The 19,305-nt window shown below is 40.7% G+C and carries 11 protein-coding genes; all 11 read left to right on the top strand.

The window, feature by feature from the left end; translation table 11 throughout:
- Positions 1 to 3: 3 nt before the first annotated feature.
- On the top strand, positions 4 to 705 hold the full coding sequence (locus ML462_RS02120) for a c-type cytochrome (RefSeq protein WP_240712079.1): 702 nt from the start codon (positions 4 to 6) through the stop codon (positions 703 to 705).
- A gap of 20 nt (positions 706 to 725) precedes the next feature.
- Entirely contained in the window at positions 726 to 2,132 is a 1,407-nt protein-coding gene (locus ML462_RS02115; protein WP_240712078.1) for a quinol:cytochrome C oxidoreductase, read from the top strand.
- A 33-nt stretch (positions 2,133 to 2,165) separates the two neighbouring features.
- Positions 2,166 to 3,362: a cytochrome c oxidase subunit II gene (locus ML462_RS02110; RefSeq protein ID WP_240712077.1), complete on the top strand. Its 1,197-nt coding sequence runs from the start codon at positions 2,166 to 2,168 to the stop codon at positions 3,360 to 3,362.
- A 30-nt stretch (positions 3,363 to 3,392) separates the two neighbouring features.
- Complete coding sequence (locus ML462_RS02105; protein WP_240712076.1) at positions 3,393 to 5,216, top strand: cytochrome c oxidase subunit I; 1,824 nt, start codon at positions 3,393 to 3,395, stop codon at positions 5,214 to 5,216.
- A 138-nt stretch (positions 5,217 to 5,354) separates the two neighbouring features.
- Positions 5,355 to 6,377 carry a Holliday junction branch migration DNA helicase RuvB gene (gene ruvB, locus ML462_RS02100; RefSeq protein ID WP_240712909.1) on the top strand — a complete coding sequence of 341 codons (1,023 nt, stop codon included), beginning with the start codon at positions 5,355 to 5,357 and terminating at the stop codon, positions 6,375 to 6,377.
- 57 nt (positions 6,378 to 6,434) lie between these two features.
- Positions 6,435 to 6,749 (top strand): GIY-YIG nuclease family protein, encoded by a 315-nt coding sequence (locus ML462_RS02095; RefSeq protein ID WP_240712075.1) that lies wholly within the window; start codon positions 6,435 to 6,437, stop codon positions 6,747 to 6,749.
- A gap of 60 nt (positions 6,750 to 6,809) precedes the next feature.
- Positions 6,810 to 8,147 carry a cytochrome P450 gene (locus ML462_RS02090; protein WP_240712074.1) on the top strand — a complete coding sequence of 446 codons (1,338 nt, stop codon included), beginning with the start codon at positions 6,810 to 6,812 and terminating at the stop codon, positions 8,145 to 8,147.
- A complete protein-coding gene (queG, locus tag ML462_RS02085; RefSeq protein WP_240712073.1) occupies positions 8,147 to 9,073 on the top strand; it encodes a tRNA epoxyqueuosine(34) reductase QueG in 927 nt (308 codons plus the stop codon). The genes ML462_RS02090 and queG overlap by 1 nt, the downstream gene beginning before the upstream one ends.
- Before the next feature lie 55 nt (positions 9,074 to 9,128).
- On the top strand, positions 9,129 to 11,417 hold the full coding sequence (locus tag ML462_RS02080; RefSeq protein WP_240712072.1) for an NADP-dependent malic enzyme: 2,289 nt from the start codon (positions 9,129 to 9,131) through the stop codon (positions 11,415 to 11,417).
- Positions 11,418 to 11,507: 90 nt separating this feature from the next.
- The gene (gene ruvA, locus ML462_RS02075) at positions 11,508 to 12,089 is read left to right on the top strand and encodes a Holliday junction branch migration protein RuvA (protein WP_240712071.1); all 582 of its coding nucleotides are present in this window, start codon (positions 11,508 to 11,510) and stop codon (positions 12,087 to 12,089) included.
- Between the two features lie 5 nt (positions 12,090 to 12,094).
- A complete protein-coding gene (gene sov, locus ML462_RS02070) occupies positions 12,095 to 19,246 on the top strand; it encodes a T9SS outer membrane translocon Sov/SprA (protein WP_479875915.1) in 7,152 nt (2,383 codons plus the stop codon).
- Positions 19,247 to 19,305 lie beyond the last annotated feature (59 nt).

Here is a 19,305-nt window from a genome sequence, read left to right as displayed (position 1 = left end):
ATAATGAGAAGTTTGTTCCATAAAACTATAGGATTTTGTCTGCTAGGCCTTGCAGTTGTTTCCTGCCAGGACAAAGACGATCCAAACTATCAATATATGCCAGATATGTATGAATCTGTAGGGTATGAAACCTATGGAGAGTACAAGGTATTCGAAAAAGGTCAGGAAGCTAAGCTGCCTGTGGAAGGATCTGTAGCAAGAGGTTGGTTGCCTTACGATTATGAGAATAATCCACAGGGTTATGCTGATGCTAAAGCAAATCTAACCAATCCACTTCCTTATACCCAGGATAACCTGGCAGAAGGAAGGGCTCTTTACACTATTTATTGTGCAGTTTGTCATGGAGATAAAGGTGCTGGTAAAGGGATTCTTGTAGAAAGAGAAAAGATCCTTGGTGTTCCTTCATACGATGATGCCGGTCGTGCCATTACTGAAGGTAGCGTTTACCATGTAATGTATTACGGAATTAATAACATGGGATCTTATGCTGCGCAGACTTCTATAAAGGAACGTTGGCAAATAGATCACTATGTGATGAGCCTTAAAGGTCAGTTAGAAGGAAAGCCTGAAAGGGAATATGTTGAGGAAGGTGATGTTCAGAAAAATCTTTTGCCATCCAGAGCAGATGCAAATCTATATGAGGATGCCGGAGATGTAAACTCTGAGTCTTCTAATGAGAATAACCAAACCGAAAGTCAAGAATAAAGATTTAGATCTATAACGATATGTATACGCTATCCAGTAAATTAAAATTAACAGCAATCATTTTTATGATTGTTGGCGCAATAGGTCTCATTTATGGATTCATCGCGGCACCAGATACCGTAGAGGAAGTTAAGGAGATGATGGCTTCAGATCATCATGGTGAAGGACATGCGGAAAATACTACCGGAATTAATGTAGAACAACTTCCAGGAGGAGATAATGTAGAAACTGCAGATGTTACCGGTTACGAAAGTGAAACAGAACATGCAGGAGAATCCCACGCAGAGGAGGCTGGTCATGGTGAGGAAGCATCTCATGGAGATGAACATTATGAGCATATTCTACATCAGCTTCAGAACAAACCATGGGCTGCGCTTTATGTAGCTGCCTTCTTTTTCTTCATGATATCACTTGGAGTACTTGCATTTTATGCGATCCAGTACGCTGCACAGGCAGGATGGTCACCAGTACTTTTCAGAGTAATGGAAGCGATCACGGCTTACTTGCTACCAGGAGGAATCATTGTTTTTGTATTATTAGTGCTTTCGGGACTTCATTTGAACCATTTGTTTATCTGGATGGATCCAGAAGTGGTAGCACATGATGAGATCATTCAGAACAAGACAGCATATTTAAATGTTCCATTCTTCCTTATTAGAGCAGCTATCTATTTAGGGGGTTGGGCATTCTTCAGACATCTGTTAAGAAAGAACTCCATTAAGATGGACGATGCTACAGATCTTACTTACTTTAAAAAGAACTTTAAACTGGCTGCGGGATTCTTGGTATTCTTTATCGTGACCGAGTCTATGATGTCATGGGACTGGATTATGAGTTTAGATCCGCACTGGTTTAGTACCTTATTTGGATGGTTCGTATTTGCCAGTATGTTTGTGTCTGGAATTACAACTATCGCAATTATTAGCATTTACCTTAAGAAACGTGGTTACCTGGAGTTTGTGAACGACAGTCATATTCATGACCTTGCGAAGTTCATGTTTGGGATCAGTATTTTCTGGACCTATCTATGGTTCTCTCAGTTCATGCTTATCTGGTATTCAAACATTCCTGAAGAGGTAGTGTATTTTATTCAGAGAATGAATGATTATCCCGTCCTTTTCTGGGGTATGCTGGTGACTAACTTTTTATTCCCTGTATTGTTATTAATGAATAGTGACTATAAGAGAGTTAACTGGTTCGTGATCATGACAGGTATTGTAATCCTTTGTGGACATTACATCAATATCTTTGTACTTGTGATGCCGGCAACTGTGGGAGAATCCTGGTTTATTGGTATCCCTGAATTTAGCGCGATTTTGTTCTTTGGAGGATTGTTTACATTCATTGTATTCAATGCCCTTACAAAGGCTCCGCTGCTGGTAAAAGGAAATCCATTTATAAAGGAAAGTAAGCATTACCATTATTAATAAAGATTGATTGTTTAAAGAAGAATTTATAAAATGACCGTATTTTTAGTAATCATAGTACTAGCGCTTCTGGCCGTAACTGGTTGGCAGATCTCGAAGATATTTCAATTATCCCAGAGACCCGATGCCGATACTTCCCAGGTTGCAAACGATAAGGATAACCGCCTGAATGGGATCCTGATGTTAGGATTCGTGATTTTCCTTTATGTAATTACAATCTATTGCTTCTGGGAATATGGAAGATTCTACCTTCCTGAAGCTGCTGCTGAACACGGATCTGAATATGATAACTTGATGTTCATTTCTATTGGACTTATCATGGTTGTTCAAATTATCACCCAGTTTCTGCTACATTTCTTCGCTTATAAATATAAAGGGAAGAAAACCCAGAGAGCATTGTTCTATGCAGATAATGATAAACTTGAATTCATCTGGACCATTATCCCGGTGATCGTTTTAGCAGGTCTTATTATTTACGGATTATTCACCTGGAGTGATATTATGAATATCAACGAAGATGAAGATCCTATGGTTATCGAACTTTACGCATACCAGTTCGACTGGAGAGCAAGATATTCAGGTGAAGATAACACTCTTGGTAAAGCCAACGTTCGTTTTATTGAAGGAGTAAACCAATTAGGGGTTGATGAATCAGATTCATACGGTAAGGACGATAAGATCGTAACCGAATTACACTTGCCAGTAGGTAAGCCGGTATTATTCAAATTCAGATCTCAGGATGTATTACACTCGGCATATTTTCCTTTCCATAGAGCTCAAATGAACGTAGTTCCTGGAATGATCACGCAGTTTGGATTTACTCCAACCATTACTACTGAAGAAATGCGTCAGAGCGAATATATGGTGGATAAAGTAAAGAGTGTAAATGAGGAAAGGAATGAAAGAAATAAAGAACTTGTAGCTCAGGGAGAGCCAACACTTGATTCTTATGAATTCGATTATTTCCTGCTTTGTAACAAGATATGTGGGCAGGCCCACTATAATATGCAGATGAAGATCATTGTAGAGTCTGAAGAAGATTTCAATGCCTGGTTAGAAGAACAGCCAACTTTTGGTAGTACTATGGAAGATAGCAGTGAGAATGTAGACAGACCTGAAGATACTGCCGGAGATGATACACCAGAATCCATGCAGGAAGATGGTTCTGAAGAAGGGCAAGAGATGGAAAATGCGCCACAGGAAGGTGAAGAAGTGGCTGTAGTAGACTAAGAAAAATTATTAAGAAAAAGAATTAGAGATATGTCAGCAATTGCAAACGCACCGGCACACGATCACCATGATGACCACGTACATCATCACAAGGAGACTTTTATAACAAAGTATATTTTTAGTCAGGATCATAAGATGATTGCCAAGCAATATCTTATTACCGGGCTTATAATGGGAGTTATCGGTATCGCGATGTCGATCCTTTTCCGTATCCAGCTTGCCTGGCCAGAACAATCTTTTTGGGTCTTTGAGGTTCTGCTTGGAGACAAATGGGCTCCAGACGGTGTAATGACACCTAGTATGTACCTGGCATTAGTGACCATTCATGGTACTATCATGGTATTCTTTGTACTTACGGCAGGGTTGAGTGGTACTTTTTCGAACTTATTGATTCCATTGCAGATTGGAGCAAGAGATATGGCCTCAGGATTCCTGAATATGGTTTCTTACTGGTTGTTCTTCCTTTCTTCTGTGATCATGCTTTCTTCTTTGTTCGTGGAATCTGGACCTGCAATGGCTGGTTGGACCATCTATCCTCCATTAAGTGCATTGCCGCAGGCTATTAGTGGTTCAGGAACAGGGATGACGCTTTGGTTGGTATCAATGGCTATCTTTATCGCATCTTCATTATTAGGTTCACTTAACTATATAGTTACCGTGATCAACCTGAGAACTGAAGGGATGTCTATGACCAGACTGCCACTTACGATCTGGGCGTTTTTTGTAACTGCTATTATCGGTGTTGTTTCATTCCCGGTATTATTATCAGCTGCCTTGCTTCTGATTATGGACCGTAGTTTTGGCACTTCATTCTTCTTAAGTGATATTTTTATCCAGGGAGAAGTTTTAAGTCACCAGGGAGGTTCCCCGGTATTATTTGAACACTTATTCTGGTTCCTTGGTCACCCTGAGGTATATATCGTACTTCTGCCGGCACTAGGGATCACTTCTGAAGTTATTGCGACTAACTCACGTAAACCAATTTTCGGTTACCGTGCGATGGTTGCCTCTATTCTAGCGATCGCATTTTTATCGACGATCGTATGGGGTCACCACATGTTCGTATCTGGTATGAACCCTTTCCTTGGATCGGTATTTACCTTCACAACTTTATTGATCGCGATTCCTTCCGCAGTAAAAGCATTTAATTATATCACCACTTTATGGAAAGGTAACCTGCAAATGAACCCGGGAATGTTATTCTCGATAGGTCTTGTTTCTACCTTCATTACGGGTGGTCTTACAGGTATTATCCTTGGTGATTCTACACTGGATATTAACGTTCACGATACTTACTTCGTGGTTGCTCACTTCCACCTTGTAATGGGTATATCGGCACTTTACGGTCTTTTCGCCGGAGTGTATCACTGGTTCCCTAAGATGTTTGGAAGAATGATGAACAAGAACCTTGGTTATGTTCACTTTTGGGTGACTGCCGTAGGTGCTTACGGGGTATTCTTCCCTATGCACTTTATTGGTATCGCCGGGCTTCCAAGACGTTATTACACAAATACTGAGTTCCCATATTTCGATGATTATGCAGATGTGAATGTTATCATCACTGTAGCTGCAATTATCACTGCATTGGTACAGTTGGTATTCCTTTACAACTTCTTCAGCTCTATTTTCTTCGGAAAGAAAGCTGTTCAGAACCCATGGAAATCGAATACTATGGAATGGACTACTCCGGTAGAGCATATCCACGGAAACTGGCCAGGTAAGATTCCTTCAGTTTACCGTTGGGCTTACGATTACTCTAAGACCGGTGATGATGGAGATTACGTAATTAAAGGTCAGGATTTCGTGCCTCAAACAGTTCCGTTGCAGGAAGGAGAAGAGGAGCTTAATCACTAAGCTGAACCTTATTTGATAAGATTTTTTGAAAAGCCTTTTCCAAACCGGAAGAGGCTTTTTTAATTATCTTTGGTTTTAGGATTTTAGCAGGGATGCTCTGCAATATTTTTTATATTAATCCAGATAACAAATTTCATGATGAACGAGAACCTCGATGCCAGCGGTGAAAATTTTTCCGCCGAAGAATTTGATATTGAAAGAGCCTTAAGACCGCTTAGCTTTGACGATTTTGCGGGTCAGGAGCAGGTGCTGGAAAATCTTCTGGTCTTTGTTCAGGCGGCAAACCTTAGAGGTGAAGCCCTGGATCATACATTATTTCATGGTCCTCCGGGATTGGGTAAAACCACCCTGGCGCATATCCTGGCCAACGAACTCAATGTTGGAATTAAGATCACTTCTGGTCCTGTTTTGGATAAACCCGGGGACTTGGCAGGACTTCTAACCAATCTTGAAGAAAGGGATATCCTTTTTATTGATGAGATTCATAGATTGAGTCCAATTGTTGAGGAATACTTGTATTCTGCAATGGAAGACTACCGAATCGATATTATGATTGAAACTGGGCCTAATGCCAGGACCGTACAGATCAATTTGAATCCTTTTACCCTTATAGGTGCTACAACGCGTTCAGGATTGCTTACGGCTCCTATGCGGGCAAGATTTGGTATTTCCAGCAGGCTTCAGTATTACTCAACAGAATTACTTTCGGGTATTGTAGAACGTAGTGCAGGTATATTGAACGTGCCCATTAACCAGAACGCAGCTATAGAAATTGCAGGAAGAAGCCGGGGAACTCCCAGGATCGCTAATGCCTTGTTAAGAAGGGTTCGGGATTTTGCTCAGATAAAGGGTAATGGAAAGATCGATATCGAAATTGCCAAATTCGGACTTAAGGCGCTTAACGTAGATGCGCATGGCCTTGATGAAATGGATAATAAGATTCTGGAAACTATCATTGATAAATTTAAAGGTGGCCCCGTAGGAATCACTACCCTGGCTACTGCAGTTAGTGAAAGCGCTGAAACTATAGAAGAGGTCTACGAACCATTTCTGATCCAGCAGGGTTTTATTTACAGAACTCCGCGTGGTCGAGAGGTGACTGAACATGCTTATAAACATCTTGGCCGGATAAAGGGGAGCACACAAGGCGGTTTATTTTAAAATTAAAGTGTCAGCCTGAGCGCAGTCGAAGGCAATAGAATCTATATCTTTATTAATATGGATCAGTACTTAGTATATATTTTAAGATGCCACGACGGTTCCTTTTACACAGGATTTACGAACGACCTGGAGCGAAGACTTAATGAACATAATATTGGAGCCAATTTTAATTGCTATACATTTAAAAGAAGACCCCTTGAATTACTATTCATTCAGAAATTTGAAGATGTAATACAAGCAATAGTATATGAGAAGAAATTAAAAGGCTGGTCGAGATTAAAAAAGCAATCACTAGTAGATGGAGATTTTGATCGTTTAAAAATCCTGGCTGAATGCAGAAATGCAACTCATCATAAATATAAGCCTGAATAGATTTATGCCTTTGAATCATAGATGCTTCGACTGCACTCAGCATGACTTAAATCACAAGTTTTGAAGAATAAAGAAAATAAAATTCCCGAAGTTTCACTCTTGAAATTCCTGAAGCATTCTGCCAATATTTTAAAAAATCCACTTCCTTTTCATCATAAGAACTTCGAGGAGAAAGGAGATACCTTTAGGCTGAATATAGGATTTAATAAATCGGTGATCTTTTCCCGGGATGCAGGTCTGGTGGAGTATGTCCTTCAGAAGAATCAGAGAAATTTTGTAAAATCTGAGATCCAAACTAAAGACTTGGTGAAATATGTAGGCGAAGGCTTGCTAACTTCTGAAGGGGAACACTGGAAAAAGCAACGAAAATTGATTCAGCCTGCGTTTCATAAAAAACAGCTGGAGAATTTACTGAATTCTATTAGAGAGGCAATTCTGTCGGAATATAAAAGAATTAGTACTGGTAACGAAATCGATATTTTCCCGATTTTCAATGATCTTGCATTTCAAACGGTTGTGAAATCTTTATTCAGTAGTGCGGCCAATCAGGAGGAGATCAACAGACTTCAATATATCACCGAGGAAACCCAGAAAATGCTTGTGAAGGAACTCAGGCAGCCATACCTGGGCTGGTGGTTCAAAGCCAGTGGAAAAATAGATGAATATCTGGAACTTACGGCTGAAGCCAGGAGCATTCTGAAAACGATGGTTCAGGAGAGAAGAGATTCCAACGAACGGCATGATGACCTTCTGGATATGTTGCTTGAAGCAAAATATGACGATGGAAATTTTATGGATGAAAAGCAGTTAATTGATGAAATTTTGATCCTTTTTACTGCCGGGCATGAGACCACGTCTAATTCTTTAACTTTTACAGCTCAATTGCTGGCTTTGAATCCTGAATGGCAGGAAAAGATCTATAAGGAAGTTGCGGAATTAAAGGTGCAGAACCTTGATCAAATGAGTTTCGTTGCTCAATGCAATTATACGCAACAGGTGATCGAAGAATCCATGAGGTTATACCCGCCGGCATATTTTATAGATCGCGTAAACCTGGAGGAAGACGAATTCGAGGGAAAATATTTTGAGCCGGGATCAAATCTTTTGTTCTCTCTTCATGAAGTTCATAGACATCCAGATCTATGGAAGGATCCAGATGATTTTAAACCGGAAAGATTTGCCGAAGGAGGAAGAAAATATTCTTCACAGTACTTTCCTTTTGGTGCGGGCCCAAGAAAATGTATTGGGAATAATTTTGCCATGTTCGAGATGATCATCGCTGTAACTGAACTTGTTGGTAGGTATAAACTGATCCCTATTCAGGACGAGATAGACATTAAACCACTTATCACGCTAAAACCAAAAAATGCTCATTTAAAGTTTGAATCAAGAAAATAATGCTTCAAAATAGGGAGGAAAATACTCAACTTATTAAAGCCGAAGCTAAACGCCTAGGTTTTCTTTCCTGCGGAATTTCTAAAGCTGAATTTCTCGAAGAGGAAGCTCCACGTCTGGAGAATTGGCTTGAAAGTAATATGCATGGGGAGATGCGCTATATGGAAAATTATTTTGATAAACGCCTTGATCCCACAAAGCTGGTCCCGGGGTCTAAAAGTGTAATTTCCCTTCTCCTGAATTATTATCCATCAGATTTTCAGAATAAAGATTCTTATAAGATCAGTAAATACGCTTATGGCCGGGATTATCATTTTGTAATTAAGGATAAACTGAAGGAAATGCTTTCAACGCTTCAGGATGAAATTGGTGATTTTCATGGCCGTGCTTTTGTAGATTCCGCACCGGTGCTGGATAAAGCCTGGGCGGCAAAAAGCGGACTAGGCTGGATAGGGAAGCATTCTAATCTTCTCTCTAAACAAACCGGGTCCTTTTATTTTATTGCTGAACTTATCGTAGACCTCGACCTCGAATATGATACCCCGGTAACCGATCATTGCGGAAGTTGTACCGCCTGTATCGATGCCTGTCCCACCAATGCGATCGTTGAACCTTACAAGGTAGATGGAAGTAAATGTATCTCCTATTTTACCATAGAATTAAAGGATGAATTACCAAACTCATACAAAGATCAGTTCGATGACTGGATGTTTGGTTGTGATGTATGCCAGGATGTATGCCCATGGAACCGGTTCTCGAAACCGCATAATGAACCTCTTTTCAATCCGCATCCAGATTTACTTGAAAACAGTAAAAAGGACTGGGAAGAGATCACCCGGGAAACCTTTAATGAGATATTCAGGAAATCGGCTGTGAAAAGGACTAAATATGAAGGGCTTAAAAGAAATATTAGCTTTTTAAAGGAATAGATTTCTATTTAACTTCAGCCTTACTACCTTTGCTTTCAGCTAAAAAAAATGAATTATGAGCAACGCTTCCAGAAAGAGAAGAGAGGCACTGGTTTATCATGCAAAACCGAAGCCGGGAAAAATTCAGATAGTACCAACCAAAAAATATGCAACCCAACGTGATCTCTCCCTCGCATATTCGCCGGGAGTGGCCGAGCCATGTCTGGAGATCGAAAAAGATAAAGAAAACGCTTATAAATATACTACCAAGGGGAACCTGGTTGCGGTAATTTCAAATGGAACTGCGGTATTAGGTCTTGGAGATATTGGGCCGGAAGCTTCAAAACCAGTAATGGAAGGAAAAGGTCTGCTCTTTAAGATATTTGCCGATATCGATGTTTTTGATATTGAAGTAGATACCAAAGATGTAGACAAGTTCATTGAGACTGTTAAGAATATAGCTCCGACTTTTGGAGGGATCAACCTAGAAGATATTAAAGCTCCGGAAGCCTTTGAGATAGAACAGCGGTTGAAAGCCGAACTGGATATACCGGTGATGCACGATGATCAGCATGGTACAGCCATCATTTCTGCAGCGGCTTTGCTGAATGCACTGGAACTTGCTAAAAAGAAGATCGAAAAAGTTAAAATCGTGATAAGTGGAGCAGGAGCGGCAGCTGTTTCTTGCACCAAGCTTTATAAAGCCTTTGGAGCCAAAGCTGAAAATATCGTGATGCTGGATAGTAAAGGGGTTATTAGAAAAGATCGCAATAACCTTTCAGAGGAAAAAGCCGAATTTGCTACGGCCAGGAAAATAGACACCCTGGAAGATGCCATGAAAAATGCTGATGTTTTTGTTGGCCTTTCCATTGCCGATATCGTTTCTCCTGAAATGTTGAAAAGCATGTCTAAAAGGCCAATCGTTTTCGCTATGGCCAACCCAAATCCGGAGATAGATTATGAACTAGCCATGAAGACCAGAAAGGATATTATTATGGCCACAGGTAGGAGTGATCATCCTAACCAGGTGAACAACGTTCTAGGATTCCCATTTATTTTCCGTGGAGCATTAGATGTGAGAGCGACCAAGATCAATGAAGAGATGAAGAAGGCTGCGGTAAAAGCCCTTGCCGAACTTGCTAAAGAAGCCGTTCCGGAACAGGTGAATATCGCCTATGGTGAAACAAGGCTTAACTTTGGTCCAGATTATATTATTCCAAAACCATTCGACCCTAGATTGATCGCAAAAGTTCCCCCGGCAGTGGCCAAGGCAGCTATGGAAAGCGGAGTTGCACGCCAGGATATTCAGGACTGGCAAAAGTATGAGGAAGAGTTGCTTGAAAGAATGGGGAACGAGAACAAGATTACCCGATTGTTAATAAACAGGGCTAAAACCAATCCGAAGAGAATTGTATTCGCAGAGGCCGATCATCTTGATGTTTTAAAAGCTGCCCAGATCGTAAGAGATGAAGGAATTGGTTACCCGATTCTTCTGGGAAGAAGAGAAGTGATTAAAGAGCTGATGCTGGAGATCGATTTTGAAGAGGATGATGTGCTTATCATCGATTCAAAGTCTGATGAGGAGGAAGATCACCGCAAAAATTACGCTTATAAATACTGGGAAACAAGACACAGGAATGGTGTAACCAAATATGATGCTGAAAAGCTGATGCGTGAGCGAAATTATTTCGCGGCCATGATGGTGAATGAAGGTGATGCCGATGCATTGCTGTCGGGTTACTCCAGGGCCTATCCAACCGTAGTAAAACCTATGCTTGAAGTTATTGGTATGGCAAAAGGTGTTACCAGGGTGGCAGCTACCAATGTAATGAATACTTCTAGAGGTCCGCTTTTTATTAGTGATACCTCAATAAATATTGATCCTCCGGCAAAAGATCTTGCCAAAATAGCGCAAATGACCGCCAGGACTGTACAGCTATTTGGAATGGAACCGGTAGTGGCTATGATCTCATATGCTAATTTCGGTTCATCCAAGGATCCTCGTGCGAAAAAGGTTAAAGAGGCAGTTTCTTACCTACATAGATTTCATCCTGATTTGAATGTTGACGGAGAACTACAGGCAGACTTCGCCTTGAACAGGGAAATGTTACAGGGGAAATTTCCGTTTTCAAAACTAGCCGGGAAGAAGGTGAATACTTTAATCTATCCAGATCTCGATTCAGCGAACAGTACTTACAAGCTTATTAAGGAATTGAATAATGTAGATTCTATTGGACCCATCATGATGGGGATGAAAAAACCGGTGCATATTTTACAACTTGGAGCCAGTGTAGAAGAAATGGTGAATATGGCAGCCGTGGCCGTAGTGGACGCTCAGGAGAAAGAGAAGAGAAACAAAAAATAAAAATATCTGAAACTCAAATTAAAAGGCAGAAACTCAATTTCTGCCTTTGGTTTATTTTACTACATTTGAGCCCGAATACAAGTTTTTTTCATGATCCATCATCTTAAGGGGCAACTAATTGAAAAAAATCCAACCTACGTTGTAATTGAATGCAATGGAATTGGATATACCGTAAATATTTCACTACATACATTTTCATTAATTCCAGATTCTGAGGCTATCAGTTTATATACTTACCTGCAGGTAAAGGAAGATTCACATACTTTATATGGATTTGTTGAAAAATCTGAGCGCGAAATATTTAAATTATTAATTTCTGTTTCTGGCGTGGGAACCAGTACTGCGAGGGTAATGCTTTCTTCGTTGCAGCCTGGAGAAGTTACCGAAGCTATTGCCAGCGGTGATGTTCCAACTATTCAAAGTGTAAAAGGAATAGGTGCAAAAACTGCGCAACGCGTTATATTAGATCTTAAGGATAAGGTGCTGAAAGTAATGGGAGAAGAAGAAGTTTTTGTCTCTCAGAACAATACCAATAAGGAAGAAGCGTTATCAGCATTAGAGATCTTGGGCTATAACAGGCGTCAGGCCGGTAAGGTTGTAGACAAGATCGTCAAAACTGAACCCGAATCCACCGTTGAATCTATTATAAAACTGGCTCTTAAAAAGCTGTAAGTAAATTGAGGAACAATTACTCTAAATTGTCTTTATCGGTATACCTAACCTTCCTGTTGATACTGGTGCTATCTGTTGAATCATTTGCCCAGGAAACACCACAGGACACTACCGCTACTGGGTTTGACCTTGGCGAAATAAGCCTTCCCGACCCAGAAAGTATTGTTTCAAAATATGAATATGATCCAATTCTGGATCGTTATTTCTATAAAGAGAACCTTGGTGAGATAAATCTGGGATTACCACTTGTTCTAACTCCAGAGGAGTTTGAAGAACTGGTATTGCAGGAAGAAATGCGCAATTATTTTAAACTGAAGAACGATGCGCTTTCCGGAAGAAAAGAAGGAGCAGAGGATATCCAGAGAGACTTGCTTCCGGATTTTTATGTGAATAGCAATTTCTTTGAAACTATTTTCGGGGGTTCAGAGATCAATATAGTTCCGCAGGGATCGGTGGAATTGGACCTGGGAATTCTTTATACAAAGCAGGATAATCCGGCATTTTCGCCCAGGAACAGAAGGAACCTTTCCTTTGATTTTGATCAGAGAATTAGTCTTAGCCTTTTAGGGCAGGTGGGTGAACGACTTCAGATCACTGCGAATTACGACACAGAATCTACCTTCGATTTTCAGAATCAGTTAAAGCTCGAGTACACTCCCAATGAGGACGATATTGTGCAAAAAATTGAGGTTGGTAACGTGAATATGCCGCTTAATAATGCTCTTATTCAGGGAGCGCAAAGCCTTTTTGGTTTTAAAACCGAACTTCAATTCGGGAAAACAAGAGTAACCGGAGTTTTTTCAGAGCAACAATCAGAAAGAAGGACGGTAAATGTTGAAGGTGGTGCAACGGTTGAAGATTTTGAAAGATTTGCCCTGGATTATGACCAGGACAGGCACTTTTTCCTGGCACATTATTTCAGGGATAATTATGATGAAGCACTGGAGGATTATCCTTTTATTAATACGAATATACAGATTAAACGTATCCAGGTTTGGGTAACGAACAGGACCAATAATATTCAGAATATACAGGATACGAGGAATATTGTGGCTATCCAGGATCTGGGAGAGACCAATGTTCCAGGTAATATTGGTTTAGATGCTCCTCCAGGAGGATTTTTCAACCAACCGCCAGGCGCTTTTCCAGATAATACGGTAAACGATTTTAATCCTTTTGGGATCACAGGTCCGGAAGAATCTGTGCTTACTCCGGCCATTCGTGATATTGCTACAGTAGACCAGGGCTTTGGAGGAGTAGTTGTATCTGAAGGAACAGATTACGGAATTCTTGAAAATGCCAGGCAATTGAAGCCTACGGAATATACCGTAAATACACAGTTGGGTTATATTTCCCTTAATCAGAGGCTAAGTAATGATGAAGTTCTTGGGGTTGCTTTTCAATATACCATCAATGGTGAGGTGTACCAGGTTGGTGAATTCGCAAATGATGGTGTAAACGCTACAGGTGATGAGCCTGAAGAGAATCCTAATACAGGAACGAATCCAAGGGCCAGCCAGAACCTTGTTGTAAAAATGCTCAAGAGTACCATCATCAATGTGAACGAGCCTATTTGGGACCTGATGATGAAGAATATTTATAGCCTTGGGGCTTATCAGTTGGAACGGGAAGATTTCAGATTGAACATACTTTATACAGATCCGCAACCCTTAAACTATATTAGGCCGGTTGAAGGAACCACTTTGCCAGATGATGTGGATGAAATTCCATTGCTTCGGGTTTTAAAATTAGACCAGCTTAATAATAATAATGACCCCATAAATGGGGGAGACGGATTTTTCGATTATGTTCCACAGATAACCATAGATGCTCAAAACGGTAATGTGATCTTTACCACGGTAGAGCCTTTTGGTAGTCACCTTTTTGAAAAACTGGATGAAAATCCTTCCAGTGGAACCGAAGATTATGACATTCCTGAAACCTGGAATGAGAATCAGCAGAAATATGTATTCCGTGCGATGTATCGAACCACTAAGATACAGGCTGAACAGGAAGAGGCAGATAAGAATAAGTTCCAGTTAAAAGGCAGGTATAAATCTGCTGAGGTTGAAGGAATCCCAATTGGATTCAATCTTCCACCGGGATCGGTTACGGTTACGGCAGGAGGTAGAATACTCCAGGAAGGGGTAGATTATGTGGTGAATTATGAACTGGGCAGGGTGCAGATCCTGGATGAAGCTTTACTTGCTTCAGATATTCCAATCCAGGTAGATACTGAAAATAATGCTCTTTTCGGTCAGCAGACCAAAAGATTTACTGGGTTAAATGTGGAGCATCAGTTCAATGAGAACTTCCTTATTGGAGGTACTTTTATTAACCTGAAGGAACGGCCACTGACCCAGAAGGCGAATTATGGTTACGAGCCTATAAATAATACTATCCTTGGTTTCAATTTCAATTACAGTACCGAAGTCCCTTTCCTTACAAGGCTCGTAAATAAATTACCCAATATCGATACCGATGTGAAATCCAATGTTTCGGTTCGGGGTGAATTTGCTTATCTCATCCCGGGAACACCGGCGTCTGATGATTTCGATGGAAAGGCAACAACCTATATCGATGATTTTGAAGCAGCACAGACTTCTATAGATATTAATAATCCGCTTAGCTGGGAGCTTTCCAGTGTGCCTATTGGTTTTGGTGGAGAACTGGCTAATGGTGATCTGGGTGTAGGATATAAAAGGGCTAAAATGTCCTGGTATACGGTAGATCCAATATTTTACAGTAACAACAGGCCAGACGGAATTAGTGATTCTGATATTTCAACCTATGCTGCTCGTAGGGTTGCATTAAGTGAGATATTTCCGAATGTAGATGTTGTTCAGGGACAACCTCAGGTAGTCTATACCATGGATATCGCCTACGATCCAGCAAGAAGAGGGCCATATAATTATAATCCGGCGGCGACAGGAGGAAACCAGTTGCCGAATCCTTCAGGCAATTTTGGAGGTATAATGAGGGCCATCAATACAACCAATTTTGAACAATCCAATGTAGAATACATTCAATTCTGGGTGATGGATCCGTATATATATCCGGAGAATTCGGGGAGAACTGGCGGGACTATCAACTTCAACCTTGGTAACGTTTCAGAAGATGTATTAAAGGATGGTAGAAAACAATATGAAAATGGTCTTCCTGAAGGAGAGGGAGACGCAAATATTATCAATACTGCCTATGGGCGGGTTCCTGCAGATAATTCTCTAGTTTATGCTTTCGATTCTGAAGGAGCGGCCAGGGATCTACAAGATGTTGGTTTTGACGGGTTGCAGGATGCGGATGAAGGAATTAAATTTCCTGATTTTGCCGGTCTGCCGGATCCATCGGCAGATAACTACGAATATTTCCTAAATACCGATGGGAGTATTGTTGAAAGGTACCAAAACTATAACGGAACTGATGGTAACTCTCCAACCCAGGTGACCGATACCAATCGCGGGAATACTACTTTGCCTACTGCAGAAGATATGAACCGTGATAACACGATGAATACCATAAACAGTTATTTTGAATATGAGATCCCTTTTTTCCAGGGGATGAATATTGACAATAACCAGTATATCACAGATGTTAAGGAGTTAACCACCACTTTAAGGAACGGGCAGGAATTACCGGTGCGCTGGTTACAGTTTAAAATACCAATATTTGAACCTACCAATGCCGTGGGTGGAATTGCCGATTTTCGTTCTATCAGGTTTATAAGAATGTTTCTTACCGGGTTTCAGGACCCAACTATCCTAAGGTTTGGAACTATGGATCTGGTTAGAGGTGATTATAGAAGGTATAACCAAAGTCTTTTTGAAGATGAAAGCCAGATAGAGAACCCAAATACCTTATTCGAGGTAAATGCGGTGAATATCGAGGAAAATGAGAACCGCCAGCCAATACCTTATGTGCTGCCTCCAGGCGTGCAGAGGGAAGAACTGTTCCAAACTAATTCCAATATCAGGCAAAATGAGCAGTCTTTGTCTTTGAGGGTCTGCGAACTGGAACCACAAGATGCTCGTGCCGTGTATAAGAATTTCCAGATAGACATGCGCCAGTACAAAAACCTGGAAATGTTTCTTCATGCCGAATCTTTCGTGAACAAACCACCTCTAAAAGATGGTCAGCTCGTGGCTTTTGTTAGAATGGGGACAGATTTTAGCGATAACTTTTACCAGATCGAGATACCGCTATCACCTACCTTATTTGGTGCAACAACTCCCGAAGAGATCTGGCCGGAAGTAAACCGCCTGAATCTTGACTTGGATCTTCTTCAGAGAATAAAAACTGCAGTTCTGGGAGACCCTTCACTTAATTCTACGGAACTTAATTTCTTTACTGAAGAGCTGCAATCTGTAGATGCCGAAGCCACATATGAAATGGGAAGGTTGAGGCTTGGGGTAAAAGGAAATCCAAGTTTTGGGAATATCAGGTTATTGATGGTAGGTGTTAAAAATGGAACCAGGGTAGATGGTGTTACCGACCTTTGTGGAGAGGTGTGGTTCAACGAACTTCGTTTGTCCGATCTTAAGAATGAAGGTGGATGGGCCGGAGTGCTGAGCATGGATAGTAATCTTGCCGATTTCGCAAACCTTTCAGCAACGGGAAGAAAAAGTACCGTTGGTTTTGGTGCGATAGGTCAGGGGCCTAACCAGCGTAACCTGGAAGACCTGGAGCAATATGATTTTGTAACAAATCTGAATATGGGTCAACTTCTTCCGAAGAAATGGGGAGTTAAGGTTCCGGTGAATTACAGCAGAGGTGAAGAATTAATCACTCCAAAATATGACCAGGAATTCCTAGATGTAGAACTGGATACAAGATTAGAAAATATTCAGGATTCCGAAGAAAGGGATAGGGTTGAAAAACAATCACAGTCGTATACCAAAAGACAAAGCGTGAATGTGATCGGGCTGCGTAAAGAACGGGTGGGAGAGAAAACGCCGATGCCTTACGATATTGAGAATTTTGCCTTTTCTTCCTCTTATAACCAGATAGATCATCGTGATTTTGAAATTGAAGAAAGCATTGACCAGAGTGTAAGAATGGGTGGGACATATGAATTCAATTTCCCTGACAAAACTCTTGAACCTCTTAAGAATGTACCGGCTTTGGATAGCAGTGATTATTTTGCAGTCCTAAGGGATTTCAATTTTAATTACCTGCCTTCAAACATTAATGCCAGCTCGAATATATTCAGGCAATATAACGAACAGAAGTTCAGGTCCCTTGAATTGACAAAAGATGATATAGGAATACCAACATTGTACCAGAGAAATTATTTATTTGACTGGCAGTATGGGATTAACCATAATTTGACTCGTTCCTTGAATTTCTCATTTAATGCCAGCAATAACAGGATAATTCGGAATTATATCGATGAAGAAGGCTTCGCGGATAATAGTATTGGTCTATGGGATGATTTCTTTAACGTTGGAGATCCAAATTTACATTTTCAGAGTCTGCAGGTGAATTATCAGTTGCCGTTAGATAAAATTCCAGCTCTTAGATTTATAAATGCAACCTATTCCTATACCGGGGATTTTCAGTGGCAAAGGGGATCCAGGGTCTTCCAGCAACTTGATGGTATACCGGAAATAGGGAACAGCGTTCAAAACTCTAGCACGCACCAGATCAATGCTAATTTGAATATGCAGGATCTTTATGATTATGTTGGTCTGGTAGAAAAGAAGCCTCAAAGTGCCAGCAAGACAATTCAGGAAAGAAGTCGTGGGGTTCCAACCCTGGGTCCACAAGAAGAAGAGCAGGAGAAACAGGTGAGACCTCAGAATAAAGGTAACAAGGGATATAATACTTTTGTGAATATTGTCACCGGAATGAAGACATTCCAGTTAAACTACCGGAATGGTCGTGGAATTTTTATGCCTGGATATACCGAAAGCATTGGTTTTATGGGGACTTTTAAGCCAACTGCTGGGTTTACCTTCGGTTTTCAGGATGATATAAGGCAAATGGCGGCAGAAAGAGGCTGGCTGACTTTGTTCCAGAATTTTAACCAACAATACACTGCCCTTAAAAATGAGCAGCTGGATTACCAGGCCGGTTTTGATTTCCTGCCAGACCTTACGATAGAATTAACCGGAAGGAAGAATTTCTCTGAGAATTATTCTGAAAATTATAAAGTGGATCCTGTAGACCTGGAGTATCAATCTCTAACCCCATATACCTACGGGAATTTTAATATTTCCACTATCCTAATCAGAACATCATTCAATAATTCATCGGAAGCAAGTTCTGCGACCTTTGAGACTTTCAGGCAGAACAGGCTTGAGATCGCCAGGCGTTTAGCTTCTGAAAGAGGCCTGGATCCTACAGATATTGATGAAGAGGGTTATCCTCGCGGAATTGGGAAAACCAACCAGGCAGTTCTGTTGCCTGCATTCCTGGCTGCTTACTCCGGAAAGGATGCCGGAAAAGTGAGATTGGGGCCTTTTACAGATTTCCCGCTACCTAACTGGAATATTAAATACACCGGACTAATGAGAATTGGATGGTTTAGGGAGAATTTCAGACGGATTTCTTTGAATCACGGGTATAGATCAGATTATACGCTTAATCAGTTCCAGACGAACCTGGATTATGATGCGGCGAATCCTGAGGAACTCAACCAGGCAGGAGACTTTAAAAATCCTATTCTTTATTCGAACCTGGTATTAACTGAACTATTCACACCGCTTTTAAGAGTGGATTTTGAAACTAAGGGAAATATTCAAATCCTGGCAGAAGTTGCTAAAGATCGATCCCTGGCCTTTAGTTTTGACAATAACCTGCTAACAGAATACAGCGGAAACGAATATATTCTTGGAACTGGTTATCGAATTCAGGACCTTAAGATCGCTACTGCTCTTGGCGGAAGAAGAAGAGTATTGAGCAGTGACCTTAATTTTCGTGCAGATGTTTCTTATAGAAAGAACAGGACCATCGTGAGATATTTGGATCTGGCGAATGCTCAAACCATTTCTGGTCAGGATATCTGGTCTATAAATTTCAAAGCAGATTATGCGTTTACAAGGAACCTTACCGCAAGGTTCTATTATGATCATACCTTCTCTGAATACGCTGTTTCTACTGCATTTCCACAAACCACCATCAGGTCTGGATTTACTTTGATATATAATTTCGGAAATTAACGAAAGCCTTGTTTGAACAATTCGGCTAAAAAGCTAACTTTGCGATCCTATTAAACCAA

It is taken from the genome of Christiangramia lutea (assembly GCF_022489035.1).
Classification (GTDB): Bacteria; Bacteroidota; Bacteroidia; order Flavobacteriales; family Flavobacteriaceae; genus Christiangramia; species Christiangramia lutea.
This window is presented reverse-complemented; position numbering and strand designations above follow the sequence as displayed.